The sequence below is a fragment of the Arthrobacter sp. R1-13 genome (assembly GCF_054161475.1).
Map to the genome: position 1 here is coordinate 163,780 of NZ_CP096420.1, position 16,810 is coordinate 180,589.

At 61.9% G+C, this 16,810-nt stretch carries 20 protein-coding genes; 10 read left to right on the top strand and 10 right to left on the bottom strand.

All coding sequences use genetic code 11. The features are described 5' to 3' along the window. Positions 1 to 13: 13 nt before the first annotated feature. The 3 genes from M1D88_RS00850 to M1D88_RS00860 all read left to right on the top strand — a co-directional run bounded on the left by M1D88_RS00850 (position 14) and on the right by M1D88_RS00860 (position 1,578). A complete protein-coding gene (locus M1D88_RS00850) occupies positions 14 to 757 on the top strand; it encodes an aminotransferase class IV (protein WP_458112744.1) in 744 nt (247 codons plus the stop codon). Positions 758 to 884: 127 nt separating this feature from the next. Continuing rightward, a complete protein-coding gene (locus M1D88_RS00855) occupies positions 885 to 1,196 on the top strand; it encodes an ArsR/SmtB family transcription factor (protein WP_458112745.1) in 312 nt (103 codons plus the stop codon). Next, positions 1,165 to 1,578: a VOC family protein gene (locus tag M1D88_RS00860; protein WP_458112746.1), complete on the top strand. Its 414-nt coding sequence runs from the start codon at positions 1,165 to 1,167 to the stop codon at positions 1,576 to 1,578. Before M1D88_RS00855 ends, M1D88_RS00860 begins: the two co-directional genes overlap by 32 nt. A 48-nt stretch (positions 1,579 to 1,626) precedes the next feature. Here M1D88_RS00860 and M1D88_RS00865 read toward each other — a convergent pair whose 3' ends face one another. From M1D88_RS00865 to M1D88_RS00880, 4 genes are all read right to left on the bottom strand, one after another. After that, positions 1,627 to 2,397: an IclR family transcriptional regulator gene (locus M1D88_RS00865; RefSeq protein WP_458112747.1), complete on the bottom strand. Its 771-nt coding sequence runs from the start codon at positions 2,395 to 2,397 to the stop codon at positions 1,627 to 1,629. 42 nt (positions 2,398 to 2,439) lie between these two features. Continuing rightward, positions 2,440 to 3,210: a cyclase family protein gene (locus M1D88_RS00870; RefSeq protein ID WP_458112748.1), complete on the bottom strand. Its 771-nt coding sequence runs from the start codon at positions 3,208 to 3,210 to the stop codon at positions 2,440 to 2,442. Then, positions 3,207 to 3,644, bottom strand: coding sequence for a hypothetical protein (locus tag M1D88_RS00875; RefSeq protein ID WP_458112749.1), 438 nt, complete (start codon positions 3,642 to 3,644; stop codon positions 3,207 to 3,209). Before M1D88_RS00875 ends, M1D88_RS00870 begins: the two co-directional genes overlap by 4 nt. 191 nt (positions 3,645 to 3,835) lie before the next feature. Continuing rightward, positions 3,836 to 5,287: an amidase gene (locus M1D88_RS00880; RefSeq protein ID WP_458112750.1), complete on the bottom strand. Its 1,452-nt coding sequence runs from the start codon at positions 5,285 to 5,287 to the stop codon at positions 3,836 to 3,838. A 151-nt stretch (positions 5,288 to 5,438) separates the two neighbouring features. Between M1D88_RS00880 and M1D88_RS00885 the strand changes: the two genes are divergently transcribed. From M1D88_RS00885 to M1D88_RS00895, 3 genes are all read left to right on the top strand, one after another. Beyond that, the gene (locus tag M1D88_RS00885) at positions 5,439 to 5,765 is read left to right on the top strand and encodes a rhodanese-like domain-containing protein (RefSeq protein ID WP_458112751.1); all 327 of its coding nucleotides are present in this window, start codon (positions 5,439 to 5,441) and stop codon (positions 5,763 to 5,765) included. Positions 5,766 to 5,805: 40 nt separating this feature from the next. Then, positions 5,806 to 6,789, top strand: a complete 984-nt coding sequence (gene pheA / locus M1D88_RS00890; protein ID WP_458112752.1) for a prephenate dehydratase — start codon at positions 5,806 to 5,808, stop codon at positions 6,787 to 6,789. Between the two features lie 91 nt (positions 6,790 to 6,880). Continuing rightward, positions 6,881 to 7,099, top strand: a complete 219-nt coding sequence (locus tag M1D88_RS00895) for a hypothetical protein (RefSeq protein ID WP_458112753.1) — start codon at positions 6,881 to 6,883, stop codon at positions 7,097 to 7,099. 66 nt (positions 7,100 to 7,165) lie between these two features. Here M1D88_RS00895 and M1D88_RS00900 read toward each other — a convergent pair whose 3' ends face one another. After that, positions 7,166 to 8,254: a diacylglycerol/lipid kinase family protein gene (locus M1D88_RS00900; RefSeq protein ID WP_458112754.1), complete on the bottom strand. Its 1,089-nt coding sequence runs from the start codon at positions 8,252 to 8,254 to the stop codon at positions 7,166 to 7,168. 79 nt (positions 8,255 to 8,333) lie between these two features. Here M1D88_RS00900 and serS point away from each other — a divergent pair, with 79 nt between their 5' ends. After that, positions 8,334 to 9,614, top strand: a complete 1,281-nt coding sequence (gene serS / locus M1D88_RS00905; protein ID WP_458112755.1) for a serine--tRNA ligase — start codon at positions 8,334 to 8,336, stop codon at positions 9,612 to 9,614. Positions 9,615 to 9,622: 8 nt separating this feature from the next. Here the strand turns inward: serS and M1D88_RS00910 are convergent, their stop codons facing one another. Genes M1D88_RS00910 through M1D88_RS00920 form a run of 3 tightly spaced genes read right to left on the bottom strand, consistent with a single transcriptional unit; the run spans position 9,623 to position 12,601 of the window. Beyond that, positions 9,623 to 10,741 (bottom strand): Gfo/Idh/MocA family protein, encoded by a 1,119-nt coding sequence (locus M1D88_RS00910; protein WP_458112756.1) that lies wholly within the window; start codon positions 10,739 to 10,741, stop codon positions 9,623 to 9,625. After that, the gene (locus tag M1D88_RS00915; protein WP_458112757.1) at positions 10,726 to 11,421 is read right to left on the bottom strand and encodes a ThuA domain-containing protein; all 696 of its coding nucleotides are present in this window, start codon (positions 11,419 to 11,421) and stop codon (positions 10,726 to 10,728) included. Before M1D88_RS00915 ends, M1D88_RS00910 begins: the two co-directional genes overlap by 16 nt. A gap of 1 nt (position 11,422) precedes the next feature. Beyond that, entirely contained in the window at positions 11,423 to 12,601 is a 1,179-nt protein-coding gene (locus tag M1D88_RS00920) for a Gfo/Idh/MocA family protein (protein ID WP_458112758.1), read from the bottom strand. A 239-nt stretch (positions 12,602 to 12,840) separates the two neighbouring features. Here M1D88_RS00920 and M1D88_RS00925 point away from each other — a divergent pair, with 239 nt between their 5' ends. Next, positions 12,841 to 13,884, top strand: a complete 1,044-nt coding sequence (locus tag M1D88_RS00925) for a LacI family DNA-binding transcriptional regulator (RefSeq protein ID WP_458112759.1) — start codon at positions 12,841 to 12,843, stop codon at positions 13,882 to 13,884. A 14-nt stretch (positions 13,885 to 13,898) separates the two neighbouring features. On the opposite strand, the gene M1D88_RS00930 is transcribed toward M1D88_RS00925, so the two are convergent. After that, complete coding sequence (locus M1D88_RS00930; RefSeq protein ID WP_458112760.1) at positions 13,899 to 14,285, bottom strand: nuclear transport factor 2 family protein; 387 nt, start codon at positions 14,283 to 14,285, stop codon at positions 13,899 to 13,901. A gap of 89 nt (positions 14,286 to 14,374) precedes the next feature. Between M1D88_RS00930 and M1D88_RS00935 the strand changes: the two genes are divergently transcribed. Further along, positions 14,375 to 14,983 carry a TetR/AcrR family transcriptional regulator gene (locus M1D88_RS00935; RefSeq protein ID WP_458112761.1) on the top strand — a complete coding sequence of 203 codons (609 nt, stop codon included), beginning with the start codon at positions 14,375 to 14,377 and terminating at the stop codon, positions 14,981 to 14,983. A gap of 125 nt (positions 14,984 to 15,108) precedes the next feature. Beyond that, the gene (locus M1D88_RS00940) at positions 15,109 to 16,053 is read left to right on the top strand and encodes an HAD family hydrolase (RefSeq protein WP_458112762.1); all 945 of its coding nucleotides are present in this window, start codon (positions 15,109 to 15,111) and stop codon (positions 16,051 to 16,053) included. Positions 16,054 to 16,077: 24 nt separating this feature from the next. On the opposite strand, the gene M1D88_RS00945 is transcribed toward M1D88_RS00940, so the two are convergent. Beyond that, on the bottom strand, positions 16,078 to 16,677 hold the full coding sequence (locus M1D88_RS00945; protein WP_458112763.1) for a MarR family transcriptional regulator: 600 nt from the start codon (positions 16,675 to 16,677) through the stop codon (positions 16,078 to 16,080). Positions 16,678 to 16,810 lie beyond the last annotated feature (133 nt).

Below are 16,810 nucleotides of genomic sequence, written 5' to 3' on the forward strand. Positions count from 1 at the left end.
GGACCTTGCACCGTTGGCCTTCACAGGCTACTCCCACTTCACCGCCATGCAGGTACGCGACCGTTCGGTCAAGGGCTTGGACTTGCATTTGAGCCGTCTCCACACCGCCAGCAGCCTGCTGTTCGACCAGCACCTGCCGGATTCCCAGGTCCGTGAGTACCTGCGTGTGGCAATTGAGGCCGCACCGCCGGACTCGTCCGTGACGTGCTTCCTAGCCTCGCGACCCGGAGAGTTCATGCCAGCTGGTCCGGTGAGTGCTCTCGACGTCCTGATCAAGGTTTTTGAACCAGCGGAGCCACCCGCAGCCCCGATGGCCTTCGACGTGGCTCGGCATGAGCGCCACCTGCCGCAGATCAAGCATGTTGGCGAAGTCTCAAAGACGTTCTATCTGAGAAGGGCTAACGCGCGCGGCTTTGACGACGCCGCCTTCGAAGATGGGGCCGGTCGCATAAGTGAAGGCACGATATGGAATTTAGCCTTCTGGGATGGCGCGCAAGTTATCTGGCCAGAGGCTGATGTCCTGTCAGGCGTGACTATGCAGATCTTGGTTCGACAGCTCGAAGCCAGGGGCATACCCCAGCAGGCTCGACCGGTCCGTCAGTTCGATCTGACGGAAGGCATTTCAGCTGTGGCAATGAACTCATGGACCCCAGGCATCGCGCTAACACGTCTTGGCGACCACCAGCTAAAGAACGATTCGGCGTTGACGCGGCTCCTTCATGATGTCTATGCCGCTGAGCCACTGGTCAGAATTTGACGGCCGCATTCCTACGGTTTTCCGGAAAGACAACAGTCGTGCTTCGACGGGAAAGTTCATAATCGGCAATTGAAGCTCCAAAAGCCGATACTTGATATGCAATCTGCCACTTGCCTATCATGGAGCCATGGTCGATGTCTTCCGCGCTCTCGACGACGAGACGAGGCGCCTGGTTCTTGATGAACTGTCAGCGCGCGACGGCCAGACACTGTTCGAGATCTGTACCACGCTGGCAATGCGTCACGGCCTCACCCTCACACGTCAGGCGATCTCCCAGCATCTCGGAGTGCTCGAGTCGGCTGGCCTGGTTGTAACCGAGCGGCGCGGACGTTCCAAATTCCACTACTTCAATCCCCAGCCACTCGCCGAGATCACCGGACGATGGCCAACCGGAAAAGGACTGAACAATGAAAATTTCCCTGACGAGCCTGTTCGTTGACGACCAGCGGGCAGCCCTCGCCTTCTACACCGAGGTGCTCGGCTTCAAAAAGCGACATGACATCCCCCTCGGCGATAACTTCTGGCTAACAGTTGAGTCACCCGAAGTGGTTGACGGTCCGGAGCTGTTGCTGGAGCCGGCGGGTCATCCTGCGGTGAAGCCGTATCGGGATGCGTTGATGGAAGACGGCATCCCCCTCGCTCAGTTCTCGGTCGTGGACATCGAGGCCGAGTACAACAGGTTGACCAACAAGGGTGTGGTTTTCACCCAGCCGCCCACCGACATCGGCACCGCTTTCGTGGCCGTCCTCAATGACACCTGCGGCAACCTCATTCAGCTCATCGAAATGAAGCCGAAGTGGAACGAATCCAACGCCGGTTGAGGGGGGACAGGCGGCCTTAGGCTGCACCGTCAAACGCCGGCTGCACGGTCAAACAGCAGAGGAGTGCCCCGTCAAGGCCGCTTCCAGTGCCAGCCCCCATTTGACGACGGCGGCTCCACACTCGGCGCTTTTGGGTTCCAGCCTGCTTTTGGGCCCTACCACCTGCAGCGCAGCCAGCACCTCGCCGCGGAAGTCATGAACGGGGACAGCCAGGGAATACAGGCCGGGTTCTGCTTCCTCATCCACCACTGAATAGCCGCGCTCGCGGGCAGCGTGAAGCCGCTCGAGGAAGTCGTCAACGCCGGCAGGGGTCTTGGGTCCATGCTTCACGAACTCGGTGCGGCTGAAGACCGTCCGGACCTCGTCGTCGGTAGCCTGCCATAGCAGGGCCTGGCCGGCGTCACTGCAGTAAGCGGGGTAGGGCCGGCCGATCCACGAGCCGATCATCTTGCTGTCGGCCGGAACGCGTTCGCCGATCGTAACCGTTGAGTCGCCGCTCAGAACGCCCAGAAAGCAGCCTTCTCCGGTGTCTTCGACCAGACCTTCCAGTGCCGTCAGCCCATCTGTCCGCAGCCGCTGCTCAGTGAGTGCCCGCGCATCAGCGTACAGTCCCCAGTGCAAGGCATAGGCGCGGCGCTCGCCCCTGATCAGGAAGTCCTCCTGCAGCGCCGCCTTGAGCCCGCGCGACACCTGACTGCGGTCTTTGCCGAGATCTGCGGCGACGTCGGCAACAGTGGCGCCCGCACTGCCGGCGGCATGCCGGGCACTCACCGCGAACACCACGTTCATCCCACGGCCCATGCTTGAGTTTTTCGGCATGGGCCGAGTCTAGCCAACGTTGGTGACTGTTAGCTGCAGAGGTCAGTGGATGGCAAAGACCCTGGCAGGGAAGCCGCTGCCACCTTGGGGTTTGGGCCAGGTGGCTACGATCGCCGCGCCTGCTTCGGGCAGGGACTCCAAACTGGCGAGAAGCTCAATTTGCCAGCGCCCTTGCGCCAGGATGTAGGTTTCGAGACTGAAATCCGAGCGGGACGTTGCCTGACCCGGGTCCGTATCTGTTTGTTCGTGCCCGATTGCACGGATATTCCGCTCTTCCACCAAAAAACGCAATACCTCGGCGGACCATCCGGGCGTACGGCTGACGCCATCGGCATCCCGGTTGGCCATGGCCTCTCCATCAGGCCAGCGGCTGCTCCAGCCACTGCGCAGAGCCACAAACGAATCCTCCGGGATCCGTCCATGCCGCTCTTCCCAGGCTTCGACGTCGGCGAGGGAGGGAGTGGCGTCCGGGTCCGCGTCCACCCGGTCACTGATGTCCAGGACCACGAGGGGCAGGATCATTTCCTGCACGGAAATGTGGTCCAATGTCCGTCCTGACCGGATAAAGTGCGACGGCGGATCGACGTGGGTGCCCCACTGCCCAACGATGGTGTACTGGTGCGCGGTAAACCCGTCCCCGGCCTCAAGATCAAAAAGATTGGTGCGGACTTCGTCGGGAAATGCCGGGAAATGGGGTTGCCCAGGGTGGAAGGCGTGGGTCAGATCGGTGAAAGTCCGGCCGGCCAAAACAGTGCTAAGGCCTTCCCATGTTCCTGTAGTGCGGTCATCGGTGATCGCTGCGCTGATTGTCATGCTGCAACCCTTCCTGTCACGAATGTGGAGATGTTGAGTGCTTCCGAGACTTCAAGAACCGGGACTTCCCATGGGTGGATAGCCACGACTCTTTCGACAATCCGCCCGACGGCGTCGTCGGAAAGGTCCGCGTCGATGTACGTGGTCAGCAGGAAGGTGGGGGAGACGCTGCGTTCGCCGACCGTGCCCATCGTTGGATTCGCACCTTCGCCTACCGTGAATCCCTCGAAACCAAGGCCCGACTCAAAGACGTGGTGGTACATGCCGAAGTCTCCAAGTTCAGGCATTTCCCGAAGAACGGCTAGAAACGCGGCCATCCGGGGGTCCTCCTCGAACACCTGCGTTTCGCCGGCAGCGAGCCGCGCGAGGATCTCCCGCTCGATTGGCCAATGGATGCGCAGTTTCCGCACTCGCTTCATGCCCGAAATTCCCATGTGATTCCTTTTTCCTGTGGCCAGGCCTTGCCTGGGAACGCTCCTGTGCGTTCACTTGTGCCTTCATGGTGACACACCTCACTGATCATAACAAGCACGTACATATGTTCATTATGCACACATGATGGAAACGCAGGCGCTCCAAAAGCAAGGAAGAGCCAGATGTGCCACGAGCAAAAAGGAAAAGGGGCTTAGAAGCCCAGTTGCGCGGCGACCTGGAGGAGAAGCGCTTCCGAACCCATCGGCCCGATGAGCTGGATTCCCATAGGAAGGGAAGTTCCTGACGTTTCATCAGTCCAGTGGACGGGCAAAGTGATGGCAGGGAGTCCGCAGGCATTGACCATCGATGACCACGGCGCGTACTCGCACTGCCGGCGGTAGTCTCCGTCGGCGTCGCCCGCCCACTCGGTTGGCCAGGGCCCGTCTCCATGCGTTCCAGTGAACCAACCCACGGGCCTTGGCGTCTGCGCCAAAGCCGGAGTCATGATGAGATCCCACGCCGCGTACTGAGCGATGGTGTCACGCTGGAACTGGCGCAGAAAACCCACCGCTTCGGCGAGCTTGGTGGCGCTCCGCTGCTGGGCCCGCCGCCTGAACGTCCGGGTGAGCGGGGTCAGGAGCGGCTCGCGCCGTGGGCTGATACGCGCGGCACCCACTCCGGCAGTCCAGGCAGTGGTGAACGCATCCGGGTAACGGTTGTCATAGCGGATGGCTGCCTCCGACGTCGAATGTCCTGCCGCCTCCAGCAGCCTCACCCCCTCAGCTAGAGCCTCGAGGGCCTCCGGGTCTGGAGTGAAAGGGAAAATGCCCTGCCACGGGCTGTCCAGGCTGATGCCAATACGGAGCTTTCCGGGTTCTCGTTTCAGTGTTTCAAGATAGCCCCCCGCGGGACCCCTCTGTTCCGCGGCGTCGGGCTTCAGGGGGTCGAGCGTCAACGCGTCCAGCATGAGCGCCGCGTCCTCGGCCCGCCTTGCAAGGGGGCCCGTGACTACCAGGCCCGCCGGGTCGCCGGTGCTTTCCCCCGCTGGCACCAGCCCGCGCCCAGGCTTAAGTCCGACAAGGCCGCATGCTGCAGCAGGAATTCGAACGGACCCGCCGCCGTCGGTCCCGGGAGCGAACGGGACGAGCCCTGCTGCTACCGCCGCGGCGCTGCCACCGGAGGAGCCACCGGAACTCCTGCTCATCGCATAAGGATTGCGCGACGGCGGCGCGACCCTGTTTTCGCTGTAGGCCGTCAGCCCGAACTCGGGAACCTGCGTCTTTCCGAGGGAAATGACTCCCTGCGCCCTGAGTGCTGCTGCCAGTACTCCGTCAGCAGGAGCCGGCCGGTGATCCAGCGCAGCGCTTCCGTGAGTGGTCACAACACCGGCCACGTCCGTCAGGTCCTTGAACGCTACCGGCACGCCATGGAGGAGTGGAAGGGCATCTGCACCGGAATCATTGGCCGTCCGCGCGTAGAGTTCATCAGCGGCCGCAGCGTCGCGCATTGCCTGGTCGGCCGTCACCGTGATGAAAGCACCCAGCCCCTTGTTCCGTGCCTCGATCCGGCGAAGGTAATGTTCCGTTGCTTCCCTGGCGGACAGCTTGCCCTCCGCGAGGGCGTCCCGCAATTGCACAGCGGAGAGTTCATGGAGGTCAGCCACGACAGGCCGTCCTTGTGATGGTGGCTCTTACCGGCACGCGATTCTCCTTTGCGTTGTCCACAGAAAGCGTAACGTGGCACCTGCTGGGGGATGGCTCCGGCTGCTGGCGATACGCTGGAGTCAGACCTAGAAAATCCAGGAGAGGACTCCCATGAGCGATTTCGAAACCGTAAAAGTGAATGACATTCCTACCGGTGCCCGCCTTCTTGACGTGCGGGAGGACTATGAGTGGTCAGCCGGGCACGCTGAATCTGCGCTGCACATCCCGTTGGAACAGCTTCCCGCGCGCCTCGATGACCTGGATCCGGACGAGGACCTCTACGTTATTTGCCGTACCGGCGGACGCTCCTTCCGCGCTGCCCAGTGGTTGGTGGGCCAGGGATATTCCGCTTTCAACGTGGCGGGAGGCATGGACCAGTGGCTTGAATCCGGTTTGCCTTTGGTCTCCGAGAGTGGCCTCAAGCCCGTCATCCTGTAGTCCCTCTTCCGCCTCCACCCGTTCAACTGAAGGATTGCCGATGTCCGCAGTTCCCGTTACCTACACCTTCCTGGGCCCCGAGGGTACCTTCACCGAAGCGGCCCTGCTGCAGGTTCCGGGGGCTGCCGATGCGATGCGCATCCCGTCGTCGAACGTCAACTCGGCCCTGGACAAGGTGCGGGACGGATCCGCCGACGCCGCAATGGTGCCAATCGAAAACTCTGTGGAGGGCGGTGTGACGGCCACGCTCGATGCCATAGCCACAGGGGAGGAGCTGCGGATCATCCGTGAGGCCCTTGTTCCCATCAGCTTTGTGCTTGTGGCAAGGCCCGGGGTGAAAATTTCGGACATCCGCAGCATTTCCACGCATGGACATGCCTGGGCGCAGTGCAGGCTGTGGGCCGAGGCCAATATTCCAGGTGCTGAATATATTCCCGGCTCCTCCACTGCTGCAGCGGCGCTCGGCCTGCTAACCGACGACGGCGTCCATTACGACGCCGCCATTTGCGCCCCCATTGTGGCTGAGGAGCAACCAAGCCTGCAGGTACTGGCAGAAAACATCGGGGACAATCCTGGAGCTGTAACACGCTTCGTACTCGTCAGCCGGCCTGGTTTACTGCCGGAGCGCACGGGCGCAGACAAGACGACTGTGGTGGTGCCGCTGCCGGAGGACCGTCCTGGAGCCTTGATGGAGATTCTGGACCAGTTCGCTACGCGGGGAGTGAACCTGAGCAGGATCGAGTCACGCCCCACCGGACAGTATCTGGGGCACTACTTCTTCAGTATCGATGCTGACGGCCACGCAGCGGACGCCCGGATGGCGGATGCCCTAGCAGGTCTGCACCGGATCAGCCCCGCAACACGCTTTCTTGGCTCCTACGGCAGGGCAGACGCGCAAAGCCCGGTGGTGGAGCCCCACACCTCGGACGAAGCATTCCAAGCGGCGCATGCATGGGTACAAGGAATTCTCTCAGGCGCATCTGTAAGCCCGGATCCGGCCCCTGAGGCTTCGCGCACAGCGTAGACAAATGCCGCTTATGGCACTTCCGCCCCTGCTGAACTGTGCGTATGCTTGCCAGATCAATGGGGGAAACCTCTACCGGAGGGAGCGGGACATGTCAGCAGCCAGTACCGAGAATGACGGCCAAGGGATGATCGTCAATCCGAAGCCGCGTGCCGAAAACCAGGACTGGGACGGCGATGAGGCAGACCGCGCCGATCGACTCCGTTTTGAAGAAGAGCAGGCCATGATTCGCGAGCAGACCGAAGCCCGTGCGGCAGCGAAGGCAGCCGCGGAAAAGCTGGCCGCTGAAGCAAAGGGATCCGGCTCCTGAGAGCAGCCTTGACCTTATAGGGGAAACCAGTCCCGGAAGGTGACCTGATTTCAGGGGCGCCGCGCGCTAGAGCGTAGAACCGTCTGGCATCCAATGCGCCGCGGAGGTGCCCTTGACCCGGACCAGCAGTGACCGGGGGTCAACCCTGACAGTTACCGAGGTGGCCTCCCCTGACGGATCCCCGTCCAACTGGGTAGGCATGGGCTCAGCGCAGCGGATCACTGCCTTGCCTGAGCGGTAGTAGGTCATCACAGGTAGATGCCGCTTGTGCTTGAAGACGATCTTCGCATACATGGCCACCCAGCCGATGGCGCTCCGCGGACTCATGACCACAACGTCGAGCATGCCGTCGTCGATCATGGCCTGCGGGACAAAATCGATCCCGCCAGGGATGAGTCCGCAGTTCGCAAAGAGCAGGCTTCGGATTTTCCGTGTTTGCTCCGGCTGGTCATCCAGGGCGATGGACACCTTCTTACGTCTGCCCGGCATGTGGCGAACGCCGGCCTCCGTGTAAGCCAACCAGCCGACGGCCCTCTTCAGCCCGTCATTGGTATCGCCAAGGATCTCCGCGTCCAGGCCGATCCCTGCGATCACCAGGAAGGTGTGTTTGGACGAATGCCCGGTCCGTGAATTGACGATGCCCATTTGGGCCGTGTCAATGAAGCGTTGATGGCCGAACAGTGCTGTGTCGATACTCCCGGCCAGGTCATAGACGTCCAGGTCCAGGTTGCGGGCCAGGAGATTTCCGGTTCCCAGCGGTACCAGGCCCATGGGGATCTTGCTGCCGGCCAGCGTCTCAGCCACAACCCGGACGGTTCCGTCGCCGCCGCCCACCAGAACGACGTCGGCCGCGTACGCAAGCGCCGCTCGCGCCTGTGAAAAGCCGGGATCCTCAATGGTGGTTTCAAAGAAACGGGGTTCATCCCACCCGGCGGCGAGACAGGCTCGTGTGATGGATGCGCGCGCTTCCTCGGACTTGGCCTTGATTGGGTTTAACACGACCGCCACTTTTTGCTTTTCCAGGCCAGGGTGGTGGGCCTCTTCGCGCACGGCGCTGCGGACATGCCGTTCCTTTAGCTTGCGCACACCCCACCAACTGGAGAAGGCGAACGCCAGCGCGCCGAGGGTGATGAGGTAGATCAGCAGGTCGCTCATTGTGCTCCAACAGTATCCCGGCCCGGAGGTTCGCCAGGGCCCGCGTCGGTGTGCGTGGTGGATTAGATACTCTTGTCTGGTGATCGACGTAAAAGACCTCAGCGACAATCCGGACAAGTTCCGTGCCAGCCAGCGCGCCCGCGGCGCCGACGAATCCGTAGTGGATGCGATCATTTCGGCTGATTCGGCTCGCAGGGCGGCTCTGATTCGCTTTGAGAACCTGCGCGCCGAGCAGAATGTCTTTGGCAAGAAGGTGGCCCAGGCCAAGGGCGAGGAAAAGCAGGCCCTGCTGGCTGAGGTCAGGGAACTCGCCAACTCCGTGAAGGCTGCCTCCGCCGAGGCTGACGCCGCCCAGGCCAAGCAGGAGGAGCTGCTGCGCAGCATCCCTAACCTGATCGAGGACGGTGTTCCCGAAGGCGGCGAGGATGACTACGTCGTAGTCAAGACTGTCGGCACTCCGCGTGAATTCCCGGACTTCGAGCCCCGAGACCACCTGGAAATCGGCGAGCTGATTGGCGCCATCGACATGGAACGCGGCGCCAAAGTCTCCGGATCCAGGTTCTATTTCCTCCGCGGAGTGGGCGCCCGGCTCGAAATGGCCCTCCTGCAGATGGCCATGGAACAGGCCATCGACGCCGGATTTGTTCCCATGATTACCCCTACCCTGGTGCGCCCCGAAACCATGCAGGGGACCGGCTTCGATGTTAAGCACGACGCCGAGATCTACCGCCTCGCCGAAGACGACCTTTACCTTGTGGGAACGTCGGAGGTTGCCTTGGCGGGGTACCACGCCGACGAAATCCTCGACCTCTCCAATGGTCCCGTCCGGTACGCGGGCCAGAGCTCCTGTTACCGCCGCGAGGCGGGATCGCACGGTAAGGACACCCGCGGGATCATCCGTGTGCACCAGTTCAACAAGGTGGAAATGTTCATCTACACCACGGTGGAGGAAGCCGCTGCCGAGCATGAGAGGCTTCTGGCGTGGGAAGAGGAAATGCTGGGGAAGTGCGAGCTGCCGTACCGGGTCATTGACACTGCTGCCGGCGACCTCGGCATGTCCGCCGCCCGGAAGTTCGACTGCGAAGCCTGGGTTCCCACGCAGGGCGCCTACCGGGAGCTCACCTCAACGTCCAACTGCACCACGTTCCAGTCCCGGCGGCTCAACATCCGTGAGCGCACGGTCAATGAAGAAGGCGTCTCCAAGGGAACGCGTGCGGTCGCAACCCTCAACGGAACCTTAGCCACCACCCGCTGGATCGTAGCCATCCTGGAGCACCACCAGAACGAGGACGGTTCCGTCAACGTCCCGGTGGCCCTGCAGAAGTATCTCGGCGGCCTCGAAGTCCTGCCGGTGCTGTAGTCGGTTACCTACGAGCGGACCGGCTGGGCTCTGGAGTCCTCCGGCGATGCTGTCAGTTGCACGGGTTCCGGTCGCGATGCCCTGCTCCGGATCGGGACAGTGACGCCGGTGCGGGCTGACTCGAGCACCGACTCCATCACCTCGAGTACGTGATAGGCCAACCTGCCGCCGGCGCGCGGTTCTTCTCCCGGCGGTGTTAGTGCGAGGTCTGCGATGCCGAATCCTCTGCCGGAGTCGATGTACCCGGCCGATACCGGTAGAGTCTGCCAGGAGTCGGCACCCAGCGTGAAAAGTTCGACATCTCCGTCAAAGAGATTCGGGTCCGGGATGGCCAGGGAACCGCGCTCGCCATGGACTTCGATGTTTGACGCCTTCGTCCTGACGGCGTCGAAGCTCATGACGAGCGTGGACAACGCCCCGCTTTCGTGGGTCAGGACGCCGGTTACATGGGAGTCGATGCTGACCGGTATCACCTCTCCCTGCCGTGAGCCGGAACCGATAGTGCGTTCGGCACGGGTGTGGCTGGCCGCGCCTGTCACCGAGACCACCGGCCCCAGCAGGGTGACCAGGGCACTGACGTAGTAAGGGCCCATATCCAGCAGGGGACCGCCGCCGGGTTGGTAATAGAAGTCGGGGTTGGGGTGCCAGCGCTCGTGGCCCGGGGTGACCATCGTGGCGGTCGCCGAAATGGGCGTTCCGATCAGTCCGTCGTCGATCGCTTTACGGGCTGTCTGGATTCCGGTTCCGAGAACGGTATCCGGGGCGCAGCCGACGGCGACGCCCGCTGCTTCCGCTGCTCTCAGTACCTGACTGGCTTCGGCAGTGGTAGCTGCCAGCGGCTTTTCCCCGTAAACGCTCTTGCCTGCGGCAATCGCCTTGAGTGCGACGCCGGCATGGGCGGCAGGGATGGTCAGGTTCAGGACCAGGTCAACGTCACCGGCGCCGATCAATCCGTCAACGGTCAGAGCCCGGACGCCGTCGTTATCATCGGCTACAGCCTGGGCCCGTAACGGGTCCAAATCCGCTACTGCCACGAGTTTGATGGCTTCCAGGCGGTGGAAGGTGGCGAGGTACTGGGCAATGATGGCCCCGCAGCCGATAATTCCGACGTTTATCGGCTTGCCCACAGAAGGCCCCTTTCGATGATGGTGCGGACATTTCTGTCCCGGAGAACTTCCAGATTGTGGCCCGGAGTGGAGACGAAGATCCGCCCCTTGCCCCATTGACGCGTCCAGATAGCGGGCGATATCACTTCGCGGTTCCAGGGATCCCACTCACGGACCTTCTGTGTCGTAGTAGCCAAAACGTCAATGTAATCGTCCGCCAGAACCCAATACTGTTCGGTGACGAGGTCGAAATCGCCGATGCCTCGTGTGACGGGATGGTCCAGGCCGGGGAGCATGTTGATGGTGTACGGAACATAGTTGTCGTTCTGTTCCCCCGTGCGTTCGTCAGGGTGTTTGCCCGGATGGCAAGCGAATTGCCCTCCTATGAGGTGGAGGTAATCGGAGGTGTTCCGGTAAGAGTCGGCGATTCCTCCGTGCCACCCGGCCAAGCCGGTGCCGTTTTCGACAGCGGTGCGGAGCCCTTCGAATTCCTCTCTTTCAATGGTGGACATGGTCATGCATTGCATGATGAGGTCCACACCGGCGAGGTAGCCGGCATCGACATAGATCTTAGGGGATTCCTCCACCCGTACGTCGTAGCCGTTCTCTTTCAGATGTGGAATGAAGAGGTCTGTCGCCTCGACCGGTTGGTGTCCGTCCCATCCGCCGCGGACCACCAGCGCTGTTTTCGCCTCTGTCATCTCAGACTTCGTGCCAGCGGCTGGCGGCGGCAGCGCTCGATTCGACGGCGCCGAGTACCCGCTGCACCTGCAGGGCGTTGGCGAAGGATGGTTCCGGCTGGCGTTTCCCGGCAATCGCGTTCACCAGGTCCACCACCTGGTGGGTGAAGCCGTGTTCGTAGCCGAGACCGTGGCCCGTGGGCCACCAGTTCCCCACATAAGGGTGTTCCGGCTCCGTGACCAGGATCCTCCTGAAACCGGCGTCCGGCGAGTCATCATCGTCATAGACGGAGAGGACGTTCATGTCCTCGAAGTCGAAGGCGAGGGATCCCTTTGTGCCGTTGAGTTCCAGCCGCATCGCGTTTTTCCGGCCCAGGGCGTAGCGGGTGGCTTCGAAGACGCCGATGGGACCATTCGCAAACCGGGCGGAGAATATAGCGGCGTCATCAACCGTTACCGCGCCCCGTGGAGCTTCTCCCGTAACGTCGCCGTGGCCGCCAAGGCCGACCCGGTCACCGGCAAGCGGGCGTTCAGTGACGAAGGTTTCCAGCAGCGCCGACACGCCCGTGATGTTCTGACCTGTGACCCATTGTGCGGCGTCGATGATGTGGGCGCCGATATCGCCCAGCGATCCGGACCCTGACTTCGCTTTGTCCAGCCGCCACGTCATAGGGGCGTTTGCATCGCTGAGCCAGTCCTGCAGGTATTGTGCGCGGACCTGGCGGATGGTTCCGAGGCGGCCCTCATCCACCATCCGTTTGGCCAGCGACAAAGCCGGAGTACGTCTGTAAGTGAAGCCGCACATGGAGTAGATCCCGCGGCCGAAGCCGGCTTCTGCTGCCTGGGCCATACGTTCTGCTTCGGCCACTGAGTTTGCCAGCGGCTTTTCGCAGAGCACGTGCTTTCCGGCTTCAAGTGCGGCGACCGCGATCTCGGCATGTGTGTCGCCAGGAGTACAGATGTCAATCAGGTCAATGTCGTCACGCTCGATCAGGCGCCGCCAATCCGTTTCAACCGAGGTCCAGCCAAGCTTCTCTGCTGCTGCCGTGACGCCTGTCCGGTCGCGCCCGGCCACGGCCGTAAGCTCCGGCGCAAGCGGCAGGTCGAAGAACCGGGGTGCGGTCTGCCATGCGTGGGAATGGGCGGCGCCCATGAAGGCATAGCCCACCATTCCCACCCGTAATGGCTGTGCGGAAGTCATCGAATACCTTTCGTGAAAGCTCGGTCAATGTTTGTCTTGCTTTGGCTGAATTGATCCTGAACTCCGCGCCCAAAGCTCCGAAAAGTTTCGCCAGGATAACGGGAGAGTGAGATAAAAGTAATCGTGAGCACAGGGGTTGGTCAAGCCTTTCGGCAACAATTACATGGCAGTTGATTGACGTTCAGCGGTCCCACTGCAAGACTTACTCGTCGAAATATTTCGAAGTTCTAGGAGTGGCTATGCCTGCCATTGAGCCCAAGCCAAAACTGACGCTGGCGGCAGTTGCTCGCGAGGCAGGGGTTTCTGCGCCGACCGTATCCAAGGTGATCAACGGACGCAACGACGTAGCGGAGGAAACCCGCTCCAAAGTCATGGCGGTGCTGGCGCGGACCGGGTACAAATCGCCGCTTCAGCAGCGCAGGAGCCTCACCGGCAGGCAGGCCGTCGAGGTGGTCCTTGACTCACTGAACACCGCCTACGCAATCGAGGTCCTCAATGGAATCCTGGAAGCAGCGGGGGAGTCGAACATTGAGGTCCTGCTCAAAGTCACGAGTAAGCAGGGCGCCCCGCGGCTGTCTGCGGAACAGCGCGCCGCCCGGATAATCGACGAAGGCCGCTGCGGAATGATTGTGGTGACATCCGCCTTCAACGAGGCCCAGTTGGATGCCTTCCGCCGCAGGGGAGTACCCACCGCAGTCATTGACCCGTTCAATCCGCCTCCCGGCGATGTGGTGAGCGTTGGGGCCACCAACTGGGCAGGCGGCAAAGAGGCAACCTCCCACCTGCTTGAACTTGGACACCGCAGGATTGCTTACTTGGGCGGGCCTGACGGCGTCGAATGCAACCAGGCGCGGCTCCATGGATATTTTGCCGCTATGGGGGCAAGCAGGGTAACGGTGGATGAGCGCTCTATCATTTCCGGATCTTTCCGGTCCGAACACGGAGTTGAGGGGCTGAAGTCCCTGCTTCAACTGGAACAGCGACCCACCGCCATCTTTGCCGCAAATGACAGCATTGCCCTGGGTGTGCTTGCCGAGGCGCGTCGGCAGGGAATTCGGGTGCCGGACGACATAAGTCTGGTCGGATTTGACGGCACCTCCCGGGCGGAGGAGTCCGTGCCTGCCCTCACTTCAGTGGCTCAGCCGCTGCAGGAGATGGGACGCGCCGCTCTGCGGTCCATCCTCAGCCAAATGCACGGAGAAGCGCTGAGTTCCCGCAGGGTGGAGCTGGCTACGCACCTCGTAATCCGTGAATCCACGGCCCCGCCGCCAGCTGATGCCTAAGAACATCCCAAGGCTTACTGAATCGCCGTCGCCTGTGACCACACAGCCTGCCATTCACCGTCGTTCAGCTCGTAGGTATCGGTGTGCCAGTATCCGGTCCGGGCAACGCGATGACCGCTGAAGATGACTTCGAGATCTGCCTGGTATCGGACCGTCGCAAAGGGCCCGGAGTGCCGGACGTTAATGAGCCCCGGCTCCCAGGAGACGTAGGAGATCTGGCCCGTTGCAATGGCTCCCAGGCACTGCTCTTTGTTGAGGAGCGCCCCGATCGGTGTAACGAGTTGGAAGTCGCTTGAGTGCAGCGGATCAGCAGTCTGAATATCGCCGCCGACCAGCGCTTTGAGCCGGGATCGTTCGACGCCGCGGATTCGTTCCGCTTCGAGGTTGGCTTCTGTGCTCACTCGGCTGTCCAATCGTGTGTGGCGGGATGTCTTCCCGTTCGCGTTTCGACAGATTGACACTTTGTGCCCAAACTGTCAATGTTTTTATCGTGAGTTCTTCTGAATCGAAGTCCGATGGAATTCTGGACGCGTCGCTGGCTGTGTTCTGCCGTTACGGATTCCGGAAGACATCCATGCGCGACATCGCCGAGGCAGCCGGAATCTCTCGTGCCGCGGTCTATCTGCATTTCAAGAACAAGGAAGAAGTGTTCCGGGCCGGCTCCATTCGCGCCCACGGGCAAGTAATGCACGCCGTCGAGCGTGAGTTGTCACGGAATCTGGAAGTTTTCGAACGGATTGAAGCTGCGCTTTCCACCTACTTCGCAGGCCTGCTGGAAGAAATCAGCGGGAGCCCTCACGGGTCCGAGCTCTTTGATGCAAACGTGGAACTGGTCGGCGACGTCGCACACGAGGCGCGGCAACGGCTCGTCCGGCTCATCGCCACTGCCCTCAGCGAGGCTGACCATTCCGGCGAGATAAAGCTGGCGAATATTGGCGCTTCGAGCGAACAGCTGGCAACCCTGATTTTCGCCACGATTGATGGCCTCAAAAATGCCGGCGCACCTGCACTGCCGGGACGGTCAGGGCTGGCTCTGCAGCTGCAAATGATGGGGGCATCGCTCGGAACTACTCAATCATCTGCAGGGAGGCCCCGCTGAGCCCCCGCTCGGAGAAAAGTTCGAGGGCAGCAGCAACCACTCATTTGGCCACTCGTTAGCGAACACAAGATGAATCTGTGGTCTGCGTCCTAGCGAGGACCGGGGGCGTCTGCTCTACTAGATAAATGAGTACATTGACTGAAACCTCAGTCGCTGGCAACGATGACCGGCGAAATGAAAATAAGAGAAACAAACTGACCGCCTTTCTGCCCGATGCTGCCAGCCAGCCAACGAGCCAAAAGGGCAACGGCCACGGGCACAACGGCAGCAACGGTTTCAAACACAAGCTGATGGTTGCCCTGGACGTGGACGGCACCCTGGTGGACCACGATGGCCACATGTCCGCCCCAGTCCGGGAAGCGGCCCAGGCCGTGGTTGCGGCCGGTCACGAAGTGATGATCGCTACCGGCCGTTCGCTCAACGCCACGCTTCCCATCATTGAGCAGCTTGGAATTGAGACCGGCTACGCCGTGTGCTGCAACGGGGGAGTGACCCTGCGGCTGGACCCCGCCCACACCGACGGCTACAAGGTCCTCCACAAGGCAACGTTCGACCCCGGCCCTGCACTCCGCGCACTGCGGGAACGTCTCCCCTCGGCCAAGTACGCGCTGGAGGATGCCGACGGTAATTTCCTGTCCACGGAGCGGTTCCAGGACCCCAGCTTCGGTGTCGAGGCCGTCGGCGTCGACTTCCACACCCTGCTCCAGGCAACGGCCGTCCGTGTGGTGGTTTTCAGTTCAGAGAACACGCCGGAGGAATTCACGGAGGCGATCCAGCACGTTGGCCTGGCCGGCGTGACGTACTCCGTGGGATGGACAGCCTGGCTGGACATCGCCGCCGCCGGGGTCACGAAGGCGAGTGCCCTTGAGCGGATCCGAGGCCACCTGGACATCCCCGAGCACCGCACCGTGGCCATCGGGGATGGCCGGAATGACATCGAGATGCTCGATTGGGCAGGCCGTGGTGTAGCCATGGGCCAGGCGCCGGATGAAGTTGCGGCAGCGGCGGATGAAGTCACACTTTCTGTCTACGACGACGGCGCTGCCCACGTGCTGCGCAGCCTGCTGTAGAGGGGACGGGCCGGCTCTACAGCGTCAGCGCGCTTCCAGGATCATGTGCAGCAGCCGTGCAGCAGCGGGGCGGGCGGCATGTTCATCAGCCCATTGGGCCCTTGCCACTGCTTTGCTGACCGCCTGTGTGGTGATGCCCAGTTCTTCGGCCACAGCTTTCTGCTGCCCCCGCACTCCGGGTGTCAGCAGATCCAGCACCCGCCATTCCGCAGGGCTCCTGCCATGCACAATGTTGCCAAGGAGCCGCAGCACGGCCTCGGCCTCCCCGGACAGGTCCGCCAAGGGCCCTTCGACTGCCACCGGAACCCTGTCCTTGCTGTTCCGCAGCCGGTCCACTGCCCGCCGCGCATAGATGAGTCCATGACCGGACGCGTCCTTGATCTGATTGGGCAGGGGTTCATTGACTGGCCCCACACCTATCCCCACAAACCAGCTGCCGCAACGCAGGGCGATCAGGGCGGCCTCCACTGCCTGCTCAGGGGCGTCCACAATGCCCTGGACTTCGTCCTCCACTGACCGATCGAAATCCAGGCGCGCGGGGATGTGGCGCAGGTCCTTGAGGAGCTGCGGAACCCGGTCACCATCGCGCCGGCTGTCCCTCTGGTTGATGGTCAGCGTGAACATTGTGGGTCAAAGACTACCGGCTGCCACTTAAGAGGCAAGTTGAATTCTTCTCCGGTGCGACGGATCCCGGGCCCGAAACAAGAATTACGCTGCGCAGCAGAACACGGTGGCTCATAGGTTGTGCCGGCGCAAT